This is a genomic window from Mycobacterium sp. ITM-2016-00317 (genome assembly GCF_002968295.1).
Taxonomy (GTDB): domain Bacteria; phylum Actinomycetota; class Actinomycetes; order Mycobacteriales; family Mycobacteriaceae; genus Mycobacterium.
Genome location: NZ_CP134399.1, coordinates 5546220 through 5563867, shown reverse-complemented (window position 1 = coordinate 5563867; position 17648 = coordinate 5546220). Strand labels below are relative to the sequence as shown.

Annotated in this window: 19 protein-coding genes, 1 tRNA gene and 1 pseudogene; 14 read left to right on the top strand and 7 right to left on the bottom strand. The window is 67.4% G+C overall.

Annotated features, from left to right (window positions below):
* Positions 1-34: 34 nt before the first annotated feature.
* Together C6A87_RS26685 and C6A87_RS26680 are read left to right on the top strand one after the other, a co-directional pair.
* Positions 35-898, top strand: coding sequence for an NAD(P)-binding domain-containing protein (locus C6A87_RS26685; RefSeq protein ID WP_311114987.1), 864 nt, complete (start codon positions 35-37; stop codon positions 896-898).
* A gap of 29 nt (positions 899-927) precedes the next feature.
* Positions 928-1752 (top strand): NAD(P)-dependent oxidoreductase, encoded by an 825-nt coding sequence (locus tag C6A87_RS26680; RefSeq protein ID WP_396837129.1) that lies wholly within the window; start codon positions 928-930, stop codon positions 1750-1752.
* Here C6A87_RS26680 and C6A87_RS26675 read toward each other — a convergent pair.
* On the bottom strand, positions 1721-2290 hold the full coding sequence (locus C6A87_RS26675; RefSeq protein WP_311114985.1) for a cupin domain-containing protein: 570 nt from the start codon (positions 2288-2290) through the stop codon (positions 1721-1723). The genes C6A87_RS26680 and C6A87_RS26675 overlap by 32 nt on opposite strands.
* 48 nt (positions 2291-2338) lie before the next feature.
* On the opposite strand from C6A87_RS26675, the pseudogene C6A87_RS26670 reads away from it, so the two are divergent.
* Positions 2339-4245: pseudogene (locus C6A87_RS26670) on the top strand (alkyl/aryl-sulfatase).
* A gap of 21 nt (positions 4246-4266) precedes the next feature.
* Here the strand turns inward: C6A87_RS26670 and C6A87_RS26665 are convergent.
* Positions 4267-5079 carry an SDR family oxidoreductase gene (locus C6A87_RS26665; protein ID WP_311114984.1) on the bottom strand — a complete coding sequence of 271 codons (813 nt, stop codon included), beginning with the start codon at positions 5077-5079 and terminating at the stop codon, positions 4267-4269.
* Here C6A87_RS26665 and C6A87_RS26660 point away from each other — a divergent pair.
* From C6A87_RS26660 to C6A87_RS26650, 3 genes are all read left to right on the top strand, one after another.
* Complete coding sequence (locus tag C6A87_RS26660) at positions 5056-5664, top strand: histidine phosphatase family protein (RefSeq protein WP_311114983.1); 609 nt, start codon at positions 5056-5058, stop codon at positions 5662-5664. The two genes, C6A87_RS26665 and C6A87_RS26660, sit on opposite strands and share 24 nt — an antisense overlap.
* Before the next feature lie 10 nt (positions 5665-5674).
* Positions 5675-6694: a phosphotransferase gene (locus tag C6A87_RS26655; protein WP_311114982.1), complete on the top strand. Its 1020-nt coding sequence runs from the start codon at positions 5675-5677 to the stop codon at positions 6692-6694.
* Positions 6695-6763: 69 nt separating this feature from the next.
* Positions 6764-7576, top strand: coding sequence for a transglutaminase family protein (locus tag C6A87_RS26650; RefSeq protein ID WP_311114981.1), 813 nt, complete (start codon positions 6764-6766; stop codon positions 7574-7576).
* A gap of 3 nt (positions 7577-7579) precedes the next feature.
* Here the strand turns inward: C6A87_RS26650 and C6A87_RS26645 are convergent, their stop codons facing one another.
* Entirely contained in the window at positions 7580-7933 is a 354-nt protein-coding gene (locus C6A87_RS26645; RefSeq protein WP_311114980.1) for a lipopolysaccharide assembly protein LapA domain-containing protein, read from the bottom strand.
* Between the two features lie 106 nt (positions 7934-8039).
* Here C6A87_RS26645 and C6A87_RS26640 point away from each other — a divergent pair, with 106 nt between their 5' ends.
* Genes C6A87_RS26640 through C6A87_RS26620 form a run of 5 tightly spaced genes read left to right on the top strand, consistent with a single transcriptional unit; the run spans position 8040 to position 12186 of the window.
* Complete coding sequence (locus C6A87_RS26640) at positions 8040-8990, top strand: ABC transporter substrate-binding protein (RefSeq protein WP_311114979.1); 951 nt, start codon at positions 8040-8042, stop codon at positions 8988-8990.
* Positions 8991-8998: 8 nt separating this feature from the next.
* Positions 8999-10105 (top strand): ATP-binding cassette domain-containing protein, encoded by a 1107-nt coding sequence (locus C6A87_RS26635; RefSeq protein ID WP_311114978.1) that lies wholly within the window; start codon positions 8999-9001, stop codon positions 10103-10105.
* Positions 10106-10109: 4 nt separating this feature from the next.
* Complete coding sequence (locus C6A87_RS26630; protein ID WP_311114977.1) at positions 10110-10778, top strand: ABC transporter permease; 669 nt, start codon at positions 10110-10112, stop codon at positions 10776-10778.
* Positions 10775-11569, top strand: a complete 795-nt coding sequence (locus tag C6A87_RS26625) for an ABC transporter permease (RefSeq protein WP_311118091.1) — start codon at positions 10775-10777, stop codon at positions 11567-11569. The genes C6A87_RS26630 and C6A87_RS26625 overlap by 4 nt, the downstream gene beginning before the upstream one ends.
* Positions 11566-12186, top strand: coding sequence for a putative glycolipid-binding domain-containing protein (locus C6A87_RS26620; RefSeq protein ID WP_311114976.1), 621 nt, complete (start codon positions 11566-11568; stop codon positions 12184-12186). The genes C6A87_RS26625 and C6A87_RS26620 overlap by 4 nt, the downstream gene beginning before the upstream one ends.
* Here C6A87_RS26620 and C6A87_RS26615 read toward each other — a convergent pair.
* Complete coding sequence (locus C6A87_RS26615) at positions 12149-13126, bottom strand: prephenate dehydrogenase (RefSeq protein ID WP_311114975.1); 978 nt, start codon at positions 13124-13126, stop codon at positions 12149-12151. The two genes, C6A87_RS26620 and C6A87_RS26615, sit on opposite strands and share 38 nt — an antisense overlap.
* Before the next feature lie 98 nt (positions 13127-13224).
* Between C6A87_RS26615 and C6A87_RS26610 the strand changes: the two genes are divergently transcribed.
* The 3 genes from C6A87_RS26610 (at position 13225) to C6A87_RS26600 (ending at position 14396) form a co-directional block, all read left to right on the top strand.
* Positions 13225-13749, top strand: a complete 525-nt coding sequence (locus C6A87_RS26610) for a tRNA adenosine deaminase-associated protein (protein WP_311114974.1) — start codon at positions 13225-13227, stop codon at positions 13747-13749.
* Positions 13746-14195, top strand: a complete 450-nt coding sequence (locus tag C6A87_RS26605; protein ID WP_311114973.1) for a nucleoside deaminase — start codon at positions 13746-13748, stop codon at positions 14193-14195. The genes C6A87_RS26610 and C6A87_RS26605 overlap by 4 nt, the downstream gene beginning before the upstream one ends.
* A 110-nt stretch (positions 14196-14305) precedes the next feature.
* Positions 14306-14396, top strand: a tRNA-Ser gene (locus C6A87_RS26600).
* A gap of 57 nt (positions 14397-14453) precedes the next feature.
* Here C6A87_RS26600 and C6A87_RS26595 read toward each other — a convergent pair.
* The 3 genes from C6A87_RS26595 to C6A87_RS26585 all read right to left on the bottom strand — a co-directional run bounded on the left by C6A87_RS26595 (position 14454) and on the right by C6A87_RS26585 (position 17509).
* Positions 14454-14699 carry a tyrosine-type recombinase/integrase gene (locus C6A87_RS26595; protein ID WP_396837128.1) on the bottom strand — a complete coding sequence of 82 codons (246 nt, stop codon included), beginning with the start codon at positions 14697-14699 and terminating at the stop codon, positions 14454-14456.
* A 1058-nt stretch (positions 14700-15757) separates the two neighbouring features.
* A complete protein-coding gene (locus C6A87_RS26590) occupies positions 15758-16852 on the bottom strand; it encodes a Fic family protein (protein WP_311114972.1) in 1095 nt (364 codons plus the stop codon).
* Positions 16853-17179: 327 nt separating this feature from the next.
* Entirely contained in the window at positions 17180-17509 is a 330-nt protein-coding gene (locus C6A87_RS26585; RefSeq protein WP_311114971.1) for a hypothetical protein, read from the bottom strand.
* Positions 17510-17648: the final 139 nt, after the last annotated feature.

Sequence of the window (17648 nt, the reverse complement as noted above, 5' to 3'; positions counted from 1 at the left end):
GCCGCATGGTTTGCGTGCTACCGACGATGGTGTCATGACCTCAGTGACTCTTCTCGGAACCGGTGAAATGGGTTCGGCGTTGGCGCGGGCAGCCCTGGCCGCCGGCTTCCGGACCATCGTGTGGAACCGCGCGACCGCACGGACCTGCGCTCTTCGGGAGGCAGGGGCGCGCGTCGCCACGTCGGTCGGCGACGCGGTCGTCGGCGCCGATCTCCTCGTCGTGTGTCTGTTCGATCACGCGTCGGTGCACGACGTCCTCGACCCCGTGACGCACCTGTTGCGCGGCCGGCACGTGATCAACCTGACCACCACGACTCCCGACGGCGCACGGGAACTCGCCCGGTGGGCGGCGGGTGCCGGCGCCGGATACCTCGACGGTGCCATCATGGCGACCCCGGAAATGATCGGCACTTCCTCATCCACGGTGTTCTACAGTGGTTCTCGCGAGTTGTACGACGCCCATCGTGCGCTACTCGAAACCTGGCGCGGGACAGAGTACTTCGGGACAGACGCCGGAATGGCCTCGCTGTACGACCTCGCCCTGCTGGCCGCGATGTACCTGATGTTCGGTGGGTTCTTCCAGGGAGCCGCGATGGTCGCCGGAGCCGGAGTCACGGCCACCGAGTTCGCCGCGCGGGCAATGCCCTGGCTGCAGGCGATGGCGCCGGCGGTGACCGAATATGCCGCGGTGATCGACAGCGGGAACTACGGAATGCCAGGACAACAGAGCCTGTCGTTCAGCGACCTGAACGACATCGTCACCGCCGCCCGTTGCGTGGGCGTCAGCACCGCGCTCGTCGACGCGCTCCAACAGCTCATCCGCCGCCAGATCGAGGCCGGATTCGCCGAGCACGGGTTCGCTCGGGTCTTCGAGAGCATCAAGGAGAACGCCGCGTGACCACCGTCGCCGTACTCGGGCTGGGGCCGATGGGCCGAGCCCTGACCACCGCGCTGATCGACGCCGGCTACCGCGTCACGGTGTGGAATCGCACAGAAACGAAGGCCGCGCAACTACTCTCGCGCGGGGCGTGCTGGGCGTCCACACCGGGGAAGGCTGTCAGCGCAAGCGATCTCACGTTGGTCAACGTCGTCGACCACGACGCCGTCGACGCGGTGGTCGAAGCCGCTGCGGACGCCGTCGCCGGCCGGGTGCTGGTGGGTCTGAGTTCCGACACACCCGACCGTGCCCGAAGCACCGCCAAACTCGTCGCCGACGCCGGCGGGCGCTACCTCGACGGCGCGATCATGACGCCGACCGACGTCATGGGCACCACTGCGGCCAGCGTGCTCTACGCCGGACCGCGCGACCTGTTCGACCGGCACCGCAGGCTCTTCGAGACCCTCGGGCAGGCGACCTGGCTGGGAGATGACCCGGGGCGCGCCGCGGCGTACGACATGGCGCTGCTCGACGTGTTCTGGACCGCGACGGGCGGATTCCTGCACGCGCTGGAAACGGCTCGGGCGCATGGCATCAGCCCCGCAGAGCTGTTGCCACATGCCGTAGGCATCGCGGCGATCCTGCCGCCGGTGTTCAGCGAGATCGCCGAGCGGGTGGCTGCCGCCCGGTACGACGACGCAGACGCGACGGTCTCCTCGGCTGCCGCGTCGCTGGCGCACCTGATCGCGACGTCGGAGGGCAGCGGGGTGGACGCAGGCACGCTCAAGGCGATGAAGCGTTACGCCGACGCCTGCGTCGCGGCCGGCCATGGCGACGCCGAGGTCAGCCGCCTTGGTGAGGCGATGCGTGTGTGACGTTCGCGTGGTGGGCGCCGGCGACGAACAGCGCCAGCCGCGCCGGCGTATCGCCGGGGTTGCGCCAGCGGTGCCGGGTGCCGTTCTGTACCACGGTGTCACCGGGGTGCAGGGTCACCTCGGCGCCGTCGTCGAGTTCGAGAATCACCGTGCCCTCGAGCACCACCTCGAAATCGATGGTGTCGGTGGTGTGCATGCCCGGATCGGTCGGATCCATGTAGGCGAGCAGGCCGGGCAGCTTCTGCTCGGCGTCGGCCAGGGCCTCCTCGGCGTCGAGCTGCTCGGGCTCACCGGTCGCGGTCGAATGCGGCGGCAACGTGAACATCGAGAACCGGAAGCCGCCGACGGGCGGAAAGTACGTGTGCCAGTTCGGCATTGCGCCGTCGTCGGGGAATCGGGGTGCTTCGTCACCTCCCCACAGCAGCGTGAACTCCGAGCCGGGGAGCAGCACCGGCTCGCGGGGCGCGACCTTCTCATCGCTGACGAACACTGACTTGCCGGACGGATCATGTCCGGTGACGACTCGACGGATGTCCATTCCGTCAGTCAAGCACCGGGGTGCCACCCGAGGTGGCAGTCTCACGATATGGACAGTAAGGCGCCCAGTGCGGCGATCGAGGCCGCCCACCGGGAGCAGCTGCAGACCCTCCCGTTCGGCGACACCCGGGATTTCGTCGACGCCGACCGCGGCTTCATCGCCGCGCAGCAGCCGTGCGTCATCGCCGCCGCCGACGGTCGGGTGGTGTGGGACAACGACGTGTACGCGTTCCTCACCGGCGACGCGCCGCCGTCGGTGCACCCCAGCCTGTGGCGACAGTCGACCCTGGCGGCCAAGCAGGGGCTCTACGAGGTGGTCAGGGCGAGCGGAGCGACGGGGGAAGATGTCGCGGGCATCTACCAGGTGCGCGGCTTCGACCTGTCCAACATCACCTTCGTCGAGGGCGACACCGGCGTCATCGTGATCGACCCGCTGGTGTCCACCGAGGTGGCGGCCGCGGCGCTGGCGCTGTACCGCGCACACCGCGGCGACCGGGAGGTCAGGGCTGTCATTTACACCCACAGCCACGTGGACCATTTCGGCGGAGTGCTCGGCGTGACCTCCCAGGCCGACGTCGATGCGGGCAAGGTCGCGGTGCTGGCGCCCGAGGGCTTCACCGCGCACGCGGTCCAGGAGAACGTCTATGCAGGCACGGCGATGACCCGCCGGGCGGCCTACATGTACGGCACCGTGCTGGAGCGCGGCCCGCAGGGTCAGGTCGGCTGTGGGCTCGGCCAGACCCCGTCGACGGGGGAGGTGGCGATCATCGTCCCGACCGTCGACATCCGGGAGACCGGCGAGACGCACACCCTCGACGGCGTCGAGATCGAGTTCCAGATGGCGCCGGGCACCGAGGCCCCGGCCGAGATGCATTTCTATTTCCCGCGATTCCGCGCGCTGTGCATGGCCGAGAACGCGACGCACAACCTGCACAACCTGTTGACGCTGCGCGGTGCACTGGTGCGCGATCCGCACGGCTGGGCCGGCTATCTGACCGAGGCGATCGACACGTTCGCCGACCGCGCCGACGTGGTGTTCGCCTCACACCACTGGCCCACCTGGGGCAAGGAACGGATCGTCGAATTCCTTTCGCTGCAACGGGATCTGTACGCCTATCTGCACGACCAGACGCTGCGTCTGCTCAACCAGGGCTACACCGGCGTCGAGATCGCGGAGAACTTCCCGATGCCGCCGGCGCTGGAGAACGCCTGGCATACCCGCGGCTACTACGGATCGGTCAGCCACAACGTCAAAGCCGTCTATCAGCGCTACATGGGCTGGTTCGACGGCAACCCGGCCCGGCTGTGGCCGCACCCGCCCGAGGCCGCCGGTCCGCGCTACGTCGCGGCGATGGGCGGCATCGACCGTGTCGTCGAGCTTGCGCAGCGCGCTTTCGAGGAGGGAGATTTCCGTTGGGCGGCGACACTGCTGGATCACGCGATCTTCACCGACGAGAACCACGCCGGCGCTCGCGCACTGTATTCGGACACTCTGGACAACTCGCCTACGGCGCCGAGACCGCGACGTGGCGGAACTTCTTCCTCGCCGGGGCCACCGAACTGCGCGACGGGAACTTCGGCACGCCGGTGCAGGCCAATTCGGCGGCGATGATGGGCCAGCTGTCACCTGAGCAGATGTTCGACGTACTGGCCATCAGCGTGAACGGGCCCCGCGCATGGGATTTCGACCTCACCGTCGACGTGACTTTCCTCGATGTGCAGACGAACTACCGGCTGACGCTGCGCAACGGCGTGCTGGTCCACCGGCAGGTGCCCGCCGACGAGACCACCGCGCAGGCGACCGTCCGGTTGGCGAGCGAGCTGCGCCTGCTCACCCTGGCCGCCGGCGACAACACCTCGCCGGGCTGCGAGATCGTCGGGGACGCAGACGTTCTCGCCTCGCTGGTGTCGGTGCTGGACAAACCCGATCCGAACTTCAACATCGTCACCCCCTGACCTGCGGCAGCAAGTGCGTGGTTACACGCCGCCGTCGGCGCGCAGGATCGAGCCCGTCGTGAAGCTCGACGCATCCGACATGAGAAACAGGGCGGCGCCGACGATCTCGGACGGATCCCCGGCCCGCTGCAGCGGCAGCCCACGGAACGGATTGTCGGTCCCTTCCATGTCCCACGCCTTGCTGATGTCGGTCAGGTACGGACCGGCCATCAGCGTGTTCACCCGGACCGTCGGCCCGTACGCCTTGGCGAGTCCCTCGCTGAGCGTGTTCAGCCCCGCCTTGGCCGCGGCGTAGGGCAACATGTCGGGCGCCGGCCGGATCGACCCACTGGAACTGACATTGATGATCGAACCGCCGCCGTCGGCCACCATGCGCTCACCGATCAACGCCGACAGCCGGAACGGACCTTTGAGGTTCAGGTTCACCACCGTGTCGAACAGCTTCTCGGTGACCGACGACAGCGATTCGTAGAGCGGTGACATGCCGGCGTTGTTGACCAGCACGTCGACCTTGCCGAACCGGTCGTAGGCCGCGTCGACCAACCCGTCGAGCTCGTCCCACCGCCCGACGTGCACCTGATAGGGGAATGTGGCCCGGCCTGTCTCGGCGGCGATCGCGTCGGCGGTGGCCACGCACGCGTCGTACTTGCGGCTGGCGATGATGACGTCCGCGCCGCACCGGGCGGCCGCGAAGGCCATCTCCCGCCCCAGACCGCGGCTGCCGCCGGTGATCAGGACCACCCGGTCGGTCAGATCGAACAGCCGGTCGGCGAATCCACCCGTATCGGTCACGGGCCATATGGTGTCACGGTGCAACTGCTTCTGGTCCGACATGCGCTGCCCCTGCGAAGCGAACCCGGGGAGGGCTCAGATCCGCACCTGTCCGAGGAGGGCATCGAGCAGGCCAAGCGGCTGCCCGACGCGCTGGCCCGGTTCCCGATCACCCGGCTGGTGAGCAGCCCGCAGATCCGGGCCGTCGAGACCGGGCAACCGGTCGCCGACGCACTGGGCCTGCCCATCGAGGTCGACGAACGGCTGGCCGAGTACGACCGCGACCTCGGGCACTACATCCCGATCGAGCAGATCGCCGCCGAGAACCCGCAGGAGCTGCAGCGGCTCATCGACGGTCACCTGCCCAGCGCCGTGGACGAGGACGAGTTCCTCGGACGCGTCTTCGGCGCGGTGGACGACCTGGTCGCCGCCGCCGGGCACGACGAGACCGTCGCGGTGTTCAGCCACGGCGGGGTCATCAACGTGCTGCTGCACCGGGCGCTGCGCACCGAGCGGCTGCTGTCCTTCCACGTCGACTACGCCTCGGTCACCCGGCTGCTGTCCTCGCGCACCGGCCGGTTCGGCGTCGCCGGGGTGAATGCCACCGAACACGTATGGGACTTACTGCCCAGGAACCAGCGATGGTAGGAAAGTCTGCGTGACCGACCTCGAAGGCCTCGACCTCGCCGCCCTGGACCGATACCTGCGCGAGGTCGGGGTGCCGCGCAGCGGCGACCTGCGCGCCGAGTTGATCTCCGGCGGTCGGTCGAACCTGACGTTCCTGGTGGCCGACGACGCGTCGCAGTGGGTGCTGCGCCGTCCACCCCTGCACGGTCTGACCCCGTCGGCCCACGATATGGCCCGCGAGTACCGGGTGGTGGCCGCGCTGGCCGACACCGCGGTGCCTGTCGCGCGCGCCGTGACGATGCGCAACGACGACTCGGTGCTGGGTGCACCGTTCCAGATGGTCGAGTACGTCGACGGCCGGGTGGTGCGGTACACCGACCAACTGCAGGCGCTCGGCGACCGAGCGACGATCGAGAAGTGCGTCGACGCGCTGATCAAAGTGCTCGCCGACCTGCACTCGGTGGACCCGGACGCGGTCGGCCTGTCGGACTTCGGCAAGCCCAGCGGCTATCTGGAACGCCAGGTTCGCCGGTGGGGTTCGCAGTGGGATCTGGTCAAACAGGCCGACGATCCGTGCGACGCCGACGTCAAGAAGCTGCACCAGCGCCTCGCCGAGGCCATCCCGCCACAGAGCCGGCCCTCGATCGTGCACGGCGACTACCGCATCGACAACACGATCCTCGACAACGAGGACCCCACCAAGGTGATCGCGGTGTTGGACTGGGAGATGTCCACGCTCGGCGACCCGCTGAGCGACGCCGCGCTGATGTGCGTGTACCGGCACCCGACGTTCCACCTGGTGCATGCCGACGCCGCGTGGGCCAACGACCTGATCCCGGACGCGGCTGCGCTGGCCGAGAAGTACTCCCGGGCGTCGGGCCGGCCGCTGGATCACTGGGATTTCTACATGGCGCTGGCCTATTTCAAGCTGGCGATCATCGGCGCGGGCATCGCCTACCGCGCCCGTGAGGCCGGTGTCGTCGACGACACCGACAAGGTGGCCGAGGCGGTGGCCCCGCTGATCGCCGCGGGGCTGGCGGAGCTTTCCTGACCCCCGGAGGTTTCGCCGCAGGTCGGAGGTGGTAGAGAGTCGCGTGCCCAAACTCTGCCCCGTACGCCGATGAAACGCGACGTCGGTACCGATCTGGACGTCCAGATCACCGAGCCGTCCACACTGGAATTCCAGATCGCGGTCGCTCCCCAGCCCGGTGCCCAGATCACCGAATCGTTGTCGTTCGTGTTGGACGGCAACGAGATTCCGCTCGCCGAGATCCGGGAGATCTCCGGCGACCACGGCAACCGGATCCACAAGTTCGACGCCCCGGTCGGCAATCTCAAGGTCTCCTACCGCGCCACCGTGGTCGGTCAGGCGGATCCGGCGCCGGTGCGCGAACTCGACCTGTCCACCTATCTGCGGCCCAGCCGCTACGCCGAGGCCGACAAGTTCTTCGGGTTCGCGGCCACGGAATTCGGCAGTATCGCCGAGTCGGTGAAGCTGCTGGCCGAGGTGCCGTCCTGGGTCGGCGCGCGACTGCGGTACGTCCCGGGGTCCAGCGATCCGATCGACGGTGCCGCCGACACGCTGTTGGCCGGGTCCGGGGTGTGCCGCGACTACGCGCACCTGGTCATCGCGCTGCTGCGGGCGGTGAACGTGCCCGCGAGGCTCGTGTCGGTGTACGCGCCGGGCTGCAACCCGATGGATTTCCACGCCGTCGCCGAGGCGTTCGTCGACGGTCACTGGCGCGTCGTGGACGCCACCCTCCTGGCGCCCCGTCAGTCGCTCGTGCGCATCGCGACCGGGCGCGACGCGGCCGACACCGCCTGGCTGGACAACCACAAGGGATCGATCAACGTCAACAACATGGCGATCTTCGCCACCGTCGACGGGGACCTGCCGCGCGACTCGATCGAGCAGCTGGTCTCGATCCGGTGACCGCTACACGCCGCCCTTGAGGTTCCTCTTGGCCGCGCGGCGCAGCTGGAACATCCGAACCGCGCCCACGGCGACGGTCACCAGGCCGCCGGCCACCGCGGCGAACAGGATCGCGACGCCCAACGGCAGGCTCCAGTGCCAGCCGAGGAACGCGAACTCCGCCGAGTCGGTGTTCTGCGCGATGAAGATGAGCAGGATGATCAGGATGATGAATCCCAAGGTCAGCGCTGCCCAGAGCGCTGCGGCTCGGGTGCGGTGCACCGCGGACTGGCGCGGTGGTGGTGAGGTCCCCGGCGGCGGGGGCCCCGGTGCGCCGACCGCGGGCTGGTCGGACGACGCGAAAGGATCGCTGGTCATTCCCTCATCTTTGCCCTGAAGCGCGTTGAATGAAACCACTTCGCCAGTTGGCGTAAGGTCGCCCCAGCCCTTCTCGCAGGCACGGCGGGAGTGAAAGGACGTTTGGATGGCCCGGTCCCGACGACCCAGGTGCGCCGCGATCGCGGTCGTCCTCACCGTGATCGCCGTGGTGGTGGCGGCGTGTGGCAGCTCCAATCCCCTCGGGGGCGGTGAGATCTCCGGTGACCTGAAATCGATCAAGGTGGGGTCCGCGGATTTCACCGAGTCGAAGATCCTCGCCGAGATCTATGCGCAGGCACTGGAGGCCAATGGTTTCACGATCTCGCGCCAATTCGGGATCGGCAGCCGGGAGACCTACATTCCGGCGGTGCAGGACCATTCGATCGACCTGATCCCCGAATACACGGGAAACCTGCTGCAGTACTTCGACCCGGACAGTGGCGCGACGACGCCGGACTCGGTGCTGCTGGAACTCTTGCGGGTGCTTCCGGGTGCGCTGTCGATCCTCTATCCGTCGCCGGCGGAGGACAAGGACACCCTCGCGGTGTCCGAGGCGACGGCGCAACGGTGGAACCTCAAGTCGATCGCTGATCTCGCTGCGCACTCGGCGGAGGTGAAAGTCGGTGGGCCGTCGGAGTTTCAGACCCGGCAGACCGGGCTGGTGGGCCTCAAGCAGAAGTACGGGCTGGACATCGCGCCGGTGAACTTCGTCGCCATCAGCGACGGGGGAGGGCCCGCGACGGTCAAGGCGCTGACCGACGGAACCGTCACCGCCGCCAACATCTTCAGCACCTCCCCGGCCATCGAGCAGAACAATCTGGTGGTGCTGGAGGACCCGGAAAACGCGTTCCTGGCCGCGAACGTGGTGCCGCTGGTCGCGTCGCAGAAGATGTCCGACGAACTCAAGACCGTGCTCGACGCCGTCAGCGCGAAGTTGACCACCGAGGCGCTCATCGCGTTGAACACCTCGGTGGAGGGAAACCGGGGGATCGACCCGGATGAGGCGGCGGCCGGCTGGATCTCCGACAACGGCTTCGACGAACCCCTCGGGAAGTAGGAACTGCGGTGATCACCTTCGAGCACGTCACCAAGGAGTACCCGGATGGCACCGTCGCGGTCGACGACCTGACCCTGGACGTCCCCGAGGGCACACTGGCGGTGTTCGTGGGTCCGTCGGGCTGCGGCAAGACCACCTCGATGCGGATGATCAACCGGATGATCGAACCGGCCTCGGGCACACTGACCGTCGACGGCAGAGATGTCACCGAGGCCGACCCGGTGAAGCTGCGACTCGGCATCGGGTACGTGATCCAGAGCGCGGGACTGATGCCCCATCTGCGCGTGGTCGACAACGTCGCCACGGTGCCGGTGCTGCGCGGTGAATCCCGGCGCAGTGCACGAAAATCGGCGATCGAGGTGATGGAGCGGGTCGGCCTGGACCCGAAGCTGGCCGACCGCTACCCGGCGCAGCTCTCCGGCGGACAGCAGCAGCGGGTCGGGGTGGCCCGGGCCCTGGCCGCGGATCCCCCGATCCTGTTGATGGACGAGCCGTTCAGCGCGGTGGATCCGGTGGTCCGGGAGGATCTGCAGGCCGAGATCCTGCGGCTGCAAAGCGAATTGCGCAAGACGATCGTGTTCGTCACCCATGACATCGACGAGGCGATCAAGCTGGGCGAGAAGGTCGCGGTGTTCGGCCGCGGCGGAGTGCTGCAGCAGTACGACGCGCCCGCTCGGCTGTTGTCCAATCCGGCCAACGACGACGTCGCCGGGTTCGTCGGCGCCGACCGTGGCTACCGCGCTTTGCAGTTCTTCCACGCCACCGGGCTTCCGCTGCACGACGTCCACCATGTCGGCGAACCCGAGATCGACGCTCTGGCACTGAGACCGGGGGAGTGGGTGCTGGTGACCCGCCCCGACGGCACCCCGTATGCGTGGATCGACGCCGAAGGTGTCGAACTGCACCGCAAGGGCAGCTCGCTGTACGACAGCACGACCGCGGGCGGTTCGCTGTTCCGGCCCGACGGCACGCTGCGGCTGGCACTGGACGCGGCGCTGTCCTCCCCGTCCGGGCTCGGGGTGGCCGTCGACGCCAACGGTCAGGTGATCGGCGGCGTGAAGGCCGACGACGTGCTGGCCGCGCTGGACGAGCAGCGCGCCGCCAGGCAGGGGTAGGCCGATGCGCTACCTGTTCACCCACCTCGACGATCTGTGGACGCTGACGCTGATCCATCTGCGGCTGTCGCTGATCCCGATCGTGCTGGGACTGTTGATCGCGGTGCCGCTGGGCGCACTGGTGCAGCGCACCACCGTGTTCCGCCGGCTGACCACGGTGACCGCCAGCATCATTTTCACGGTCCCGTCGCTGGCGCTGTTCGTGGTGCTGCCTCTGGTCATCCCGACCCGGATCCTCGACGAGGCCAACGTGATCGTCGCGCTGACGCTGTACACGGTGGCGTTGCTGGTGCGGGCGGTGCCGGAGGCGCTCGACGCGGTGTCGCCCGCGGTGCTCGACGCGGCGACCGCCGTCGGTTACCGGCCGCTCACCAGAATGCTGAAAATCGAGCTGCCCCTGGCGCTTCCGGTGCTGATCGCCAGTCTGCGGGTGGTGGCCGTCACCAACATCTCGATGGTCGCCGTCGGCTCGGTCATCGGGATCGGCGGGCTGGGCACCTGGTTCACCGAGGGCTACCAGGCCAACAAGAGCGACCAGATCATCGCGGGGATCATCGCGATCTTCGTACTGGCCATCGTGATCGACACGCTGATCATGCTCGCCGGCAAGGCGCTCACCCCGTGGACGCGGGTGCAGAGGCCGGCCTGCGCCCAGGCGGGGGCGGCGGCATGAACTTCCTGCAGGAAGCGCTGACGTTCATCTTCACCGCGGCCAACTGGGGCGGGCCCGCCGGGCTGACCGCGCGCATTCTGGAGCACCTGCAGTACACCGTGATCGCGGTGGTGTTCTCGGCGCTGATCGCGGTGCCGCTCGGGATGCTGATCGGGCACACGGGCCGCGGCACGTTCCTGGTCGTCACCGGGGTGAACGCGCTGCGGGCGCTGCCCACGCTCGGGGTGCTGCTGCTCGGGGTGCTGCTGTGGGGGCTCGGGCTGGTCCCGCCGACGATCGCGCTGATGCTGCTGGGCATCCCGCCGCTGCTGGCCGGCACCTACTCGGGCATCGCGAACGTCGACCGCGACGTCGTCGACGCCGCCCGGTCGATGGGGATGACCGAGTCGCGGATCCTGCTGCGGGTGGAGACCCCGAACGCATTGCCACTGATCCTCGGCGGGCTGCGGACGGCGACCCTGCAGGTCGTGGCGACCGCCACCGTCGCGGCGTACGCGAGCCTGGGCGGGTTGGGCCGCTACCTGATCGACGGCATCAAGGTCCGGGAGTTCTACCTCGCCCTGGTCGGCGCGCTGATGGTCACCGCGCTGGCACTGATCCTGGACGCGCTACTGGCGTTCGCGGTGTGGGCGTCGGTGCCGGGCACCGGCCGGTTGCGCGGGCGGTCCTCGATCCCGCAGCCGTTCCTCGGTGACGAGGTCGCGCTGGAATCACGGCCGCAAGGCGGTTCGAGGCACGATTCCCGAGCCCGCCACGGAGCGGCGGGCCCGTCGCCTACGGTAGAGGCATGAGTGAAGCCGATCGCTCGGAGGCGAAGTCCCGTGCAGGTGAGGAGCAGGGTGGTTCCTGGCCTGCGATCCTGACCTGGCGTGCGCACGACGTGCCGCGGATGGAATCGGTGCGCGTGCAACTCTCGGGTGACCGCATCAAGGCCTACGGCCGGATCGTGGCGGCCGCCACCTCCGACCATCCCGCTTTCAGCGCGTCCTACGATCTCGTCACCGACGAGAACGGGGCCACCAAGAGGCTGTCGCTGACCGTCACGCTGGCCGAACGGGAGCGGCAGCTCTCGATCGCGCGCGACGAGGAGAACATGTGGCTGGTCCAGGAGCGCTCCGGTCAGACCCGCAGGTCGCATTACGACGGGGCACTGGACGTCGACGTGATCTTCAGCCCGTTCTTCAACACGCTGCCGATCCGGCGCACCGGGGTGTACCGGGACGGCGGGTCGGTCACCGTGCCGGTGGCCTACGTGCGGGTGCCCGACCTGTCGGTGGACGTCGCGACGATCAGCTACACCGCAGGCGACGGCGGGATCAAGCTGCAGTCACCGGTGGCGAAGACCACCGTCACCGTCGACTCGGACGGCTTCATCCTCGACTATCCCGGGTTGGCAGAGCGGATCTGATCACCCAGCCCGCTCGGCCTGCCGCGGCGAGTTCGTCGCGCCAGTTCTCCCCGCCGACGACGGTTGCGACGATCTCGGGCCGGTCGAAGTTCTCGTAGCGGATCCGGGCGGCGTGGCCGGTTTCGACGAGCTCGCTGACCGGCTGGTGCTGGGCCAGCTGATTGCGGGCGTCGACGAGCTGGCGCAGCGCCCGGTCGAGCACCGGTAACAGCTGGGCGGAGTTCGCCTCACACATCGCCCGGACCAGGTCGGGCGCGGTCGCGGCAACCCGGGTGCCGTCCCGGAACGACCCCGCGGCCAGCGCGAACGCCAGCGGCACCTCACCGGCGGTCGAGGCCAGTGCCTCGGCCAACAGGTGGGGCAGGTGCGAGATGGTCGCCGCGGCGGCGTCGTGTTCCTCGGAGCGGGCGGGCACGACGAACGAGCCGCAGTCCAGCGCCAGGTGCATCACCGTCGCCCACACCTGCGGGTCGACGTGGTCGTCGACGCTGAGCACCCAGGGCGCGTCCACGAACAGGCCGGCGTCGCCCGCAGCCCAGCCGGACTGCGCGGTGCCGGTCATCGGGTGCCCGCCGACGAACCGCGTCAGGAGTCCGGCCTTCTCCACCTCGGCGTGCACGGCGCCCTTGACGCTGGTGACGTCGGTCAGCGGACATTGCGGGGCGTTCTCCCGGACGTAGCGCAGCATCAGCGGCAGCGCGGGCATCGGCACGGCGAGCACGACCAGCGCGCCGAGTTCGGCGGCGCGGTTCAGGGTGGCGGGGAGATCGGTGCTCACGTCGAATCCGTCCGACCTGGCCGCCTCGACGCCTTCGACGGACCGGTTGTAGCCGAACACCTCGCGTCCGGCCGCTTTCGCGGCCCGCATCAGCGAGCCGCCGATCAGCCCCAGACCGATCACGCACACCGGTGTCTTCGTCACGTTCCTAGGTTGGCACATCCCGCTGATCGCACGGTCCCGGCATGGTTCTGGCATGGACCGTCAGACGGTGCGGAGCCGCTGGTCAACGCCCTGTCCGAGGACTACCCTCAGGCCTCATGGGAGCGCAGAGTGCACAGAAGCAGGAGCGGGCGACCGACGTCCCGGACGGCTTCGCTGTGGCCGTCGTCCGGGAGGACGGCAAGTGGCGGTGCACGCCGCTGCGGCCCACCGCGCTGACCAGCCTGACCGCCGCCGAGACCGAGCTGCGTGAACTACGCAGCGCCGGAGCTGTTTTCGGGATCCTCGACATCGACGACGAGTTCTTCGTGATCGTGCGGCCCGCTCCGTCGGGCACCCGCCTGCTGCTCTCGGACGCCACGGCGGCGCTGGACTACGACATCGCGGCCGAGGTGCTGGAGAAGCTCGACGCCGAGATCGACGACGACGAACTCGAACGCTGTGACCCGTTCGAGGAGGGTGACCTCGGGGTGCTGTCGGACATCGGGCTGCCCGAGGCGGTGCTGGGCGTGATCCTCGACGAGAGCGACGACCTGTACGCCGACGAGCAGGTGGGCCGGATCGCCCGGGAGATGGGGTTCGCCGACGAACTGTCGGCGTTGCTGGACCGTCTGGACAGGTGACCGACGAGGAACTGATCCGCGCTGCGCTCGACGCCGCCCGGCTGGCGGGCCCGCGGGACGTACCGATCGGCGCGGTCGTCATGGCCGCGGACGGCACCGAACTGGCGCGCGCGGCCAACGCGCGCGAAACACTCGGTGATCCGACCGCGCACGCCGAGATCCTGGCGCTGCGGGATGCGGCGCGTGCGCTGGGCGACGGCTGGCGGCTGGAAGGCGCCACGCTGGCGGTGACGGTCGAGCCGTGCACGATGTGCGCGGGCGCTCTGGTGATGGCCCGGGTCGCGCGGGTGGTGTTCGGGGCGTGGGAACCCAAGACCGGCGCCGTCGGCTCGCTGTGGGATGTGGTGCGTGACCGGCGGCTGACGCACCGGCCCCAGGTGCGCGGCGGCGTGCTGGAGACCGAGTGCGCGGCGCCGCTGGAGCAGTTCTTCGCCCGCCAGCGCTGAGCCTGGACGCCGACAGTGCGCACAGCGCGCTATTTCCCGCGGATCTGCGCACTCACCGCACTCTCGAGGCGATTTGGGTCCGCAGGCTTTCCGTCGGTAAGCTGCCACACGGTGGCGTGTCCGAGCGGCCTAAGGAGCACGCCTCGAAAGCGTGTGACGGGTAACCCCCGTCCGAGGGTTCAAATCCCTCCGCCACCGCCAATGCCCCGATCCTGCTTAGGCAGGTGAGGGGTTATTTCTATGTTTGCTGGGGTTGTGTCAGGTCCTGTGGTGGCCACACATTGGCCACATCGCGACTGAATAGGCGAATGAAGAGTGACCGCGGCTGCATCCAAATCGGTCGGTGTCGAAGAGGTGTGCGTAGGTGTCGAGAGTGACCTTCGCGGGCTTATGTCCGAGCATCCGTTGCAGCGCCAGAACCTTGGCGCCCGCTGACGCAGCGAGGCTCGCTGCCGTGTGTCGCAGATCGTGCGGAGTGAGCTTCTGGATCCTCCCGACCTTCAGCACACCTCACATGGCATAGGCGTATGTGCGGACGCCGAATAAAAAATTGCGGGGATAGGCGACATATGCAGCGAGCGGGACCACACCCGGTGGTCGGAGTAGCCCTCTTTTAGGGCTGTGGTGATGCGGGTGACGGCACCGGAAATTCGAGCTCCCGGGGCACCTGGCGAGTACATTCACCCCCTATGGGGGATCTATGGGTATGGATCGTTGCGGCGGCAGTGTGGTGCACTTTCGGGGCGGCTGGCGCATTAATCGCCGAGCATAAGGAACGACCGCGCGGCGAAGGATTTCTGCTCGGCTTCCTTCTGGGAGGGTTTGGCCTGGCCATCGTCGCCATGATGTCGAGAGGGCTACCCGACGCGCCAGCCGGCATGCTCGCCCTTTGGTGCCCGCGCTGCACCGCGCCCCAGAACATCGACGAGGGCGAAGCCACTTTCGCCTGCTGGCGGTGCGACTATGAGAGATCAGTCGACGAAGTCCTTATCGTGAACTAGGGCCGAGCTCGGCCGGGCAAAGATCGCCACGGCGGCAGCCCTTTTCGCCCGAGCGACACCTGCGCCGGGACCGATCGCCCTTACATGGGAGGCTGTGCTGCAATGAGCGCATGGCAACACACGGGGTGCGCTTGGGACTATCCAGCAGATGCAGTGTTGACGTACGGAAAGGTGCGGGGGCACAGGCTCGTCCTCGCAAATGCCGAGGACAATGATGCCGCTCGCGACGAGTTCCCCGACGAGATTGGGGGTTGCGCCCATTGTCTGATCAACACATGATTGGTTCCTATAGCCAGCCTGGCTGAATCACTCGCCGAAACCATAGAGGAACGGGCTGGCGCCAACCGCGCTGCGGAATTCGACAGGGGGAGTCGCAGCGCGCGGCCGCAATCGCAGAACTGCCTCCGCAGGGGACATTGGGCTCTGGATTCCGTGTGAACGGGGCCCGCGACCTTCACCCGACTGCCCCTTGTGATGCGTATCACATATTGGTGTCAACTTCGGCGGGTGTTCTTCGCACATTTTGCGGCCGTATCAAATTTCTTTGCATCCGGATCCCCGCTAAATCAGTGGTTCCTGCCGAACTAGAAGCTGCAGAAACTCTCGATTGACGTATAGCCGGTCCCGTCCGATCTTGGTCGACTGGAGGAGCCCGTGTTCCGCGAGCGAGTTGAGCCACGCCGTTGCTGTGGGGCGCGAGACTCCGCATCGATCCACCACTGTGTTGATGCGGCAGTACGGCTGCTCGAAAAGCACTGACTGAAACTCGGCGTCGGCGCCACCTTTGGAGACTGCACGGGCACGCTGGAAGAAGTCGTTCTGCAGGTCGCGAATAGCCGCGATCTTGCGCAACGTGTATCTCGAGGTCACCTCTATTCCGGTGAGTATGTACGTCGCCCACTCTTCCCAGGCGTGGTCAGCCGTCACGGCGAGCAGCAGGCGGTAGTAGTCATTCTTCGTGTCGATGATGTACCGGGACAGGTAGAGGACGGGTAGACGAAGAAGTCCGGCCTCCACGAGCATGAGCACATTGACGATGCGCCCGGTGCGCCCATTGCCGTCCGTGAACGGATGGATCGCCTCAAATTGGTAGTGCGCCACAGCCATTTTGATGAGCGGGTCCAGCCCATCTTCCGCGTGGACGAAGCGTTCCCAGTCGTTCAATTTTGCCTCGATGACGTCGCGTCCCTCTGGTGGGCTGTAGATCACCTCGCCGCTTCCGGGCTTTGCGATCCGTGTGCCAGGCAGGGCGCGGACCTTCATCTCCCGGCCCTTGATGATGCTGCAGACGGCGGACGCGGTGGTCGTGGTGAGGCCCCGTTCGACCGTGTGCTCGAAGCCGACTCGAAGGGCTGTGCGGTATCTGAGTGTTTCGCGGGTAGCCGGGTCGGCATGTGACTCGTCGTCTAGATGCCGAAACAGGTCATCGGTCGTCGTGACAATGTTCTCGATCTCCGAGCTGGCCTGCGCTTCCAAGATCGGTATCGAGTTAATTAAGACGGTTGGGTTCGGAATCGATACGACAGCCTGGTCTAGGTGGGCGAGAGCGGTATTGGCACCGATGGCCGCCTTGAGAACCAGTCTGGTTTCGAGGGTGTCGATGCCAGGAGGGGGAGGAAGGTCGTTGTACGGCTTGTTGGGCTTCCAGGCGCTCACGCGTTCAAGATGCCAGATCCTCAGCTATATGTAAAGAAATCCGCGATTTTTTTACATATTTGAGCTTCATAGGAAGTGACTTCGCATATCCAGATGGAATGAGTTTTCGACGGCGCCGCTGGCGGATGTCGAATTCGCGACGGAATCGTTTCGATAGACGTGCGGACAGGTCAGCCCGATCTTGTCTCTGATGCCAGGTAATGATGACGTCATCGTCAGGATGCCAAATACGCAGGATGCTCAGCTCGCCACGCTTTTCCGGAGGCCGATCATGCTCCACTGCCCCGGCGAGTTGTGCACCTTGAATCCGGGCGAGGTTGGTCCACCTCAGCCTTCGCCGCCGAGTTCGCTCTGATCCCGCTCGTTCTTGGCGGTGTCCTGTGTCATGGCCGATTCGTCGAGCCACTTCTGTACATCGCCGCCGAGTCGGTCCGCCGACAGTTCGGCGAAGTCGAGGGCCTGTACCGCCATCGCTGCCAGGACGTTCATCGCCCGGCCGTCGCGGTGGATGTCCCTCATCAGCGCACTGAGCGCGTCGTTGTCTCCGGCGTGCAATCTCGACAGGTACCGGCGGGCATCGGCGAACTCTCGGTCCAGGTGGCCCATCTTCGTGCGGAACTCGTCTGCCGAGGGCAACTCGTCGGGCGTATCGACCATCGGGCTTCTTCCTTCGGTGCCGGGCGCAGGCCCCGGCCGTCCGACCATTAGAACCCTCGCGGTCGGATTAGGGTCGCGCTTTGAAGCACGCGTGATCAAGCCGTCGCCCACAGCAGCGGCCTGCCACCCGGGTGGGTGA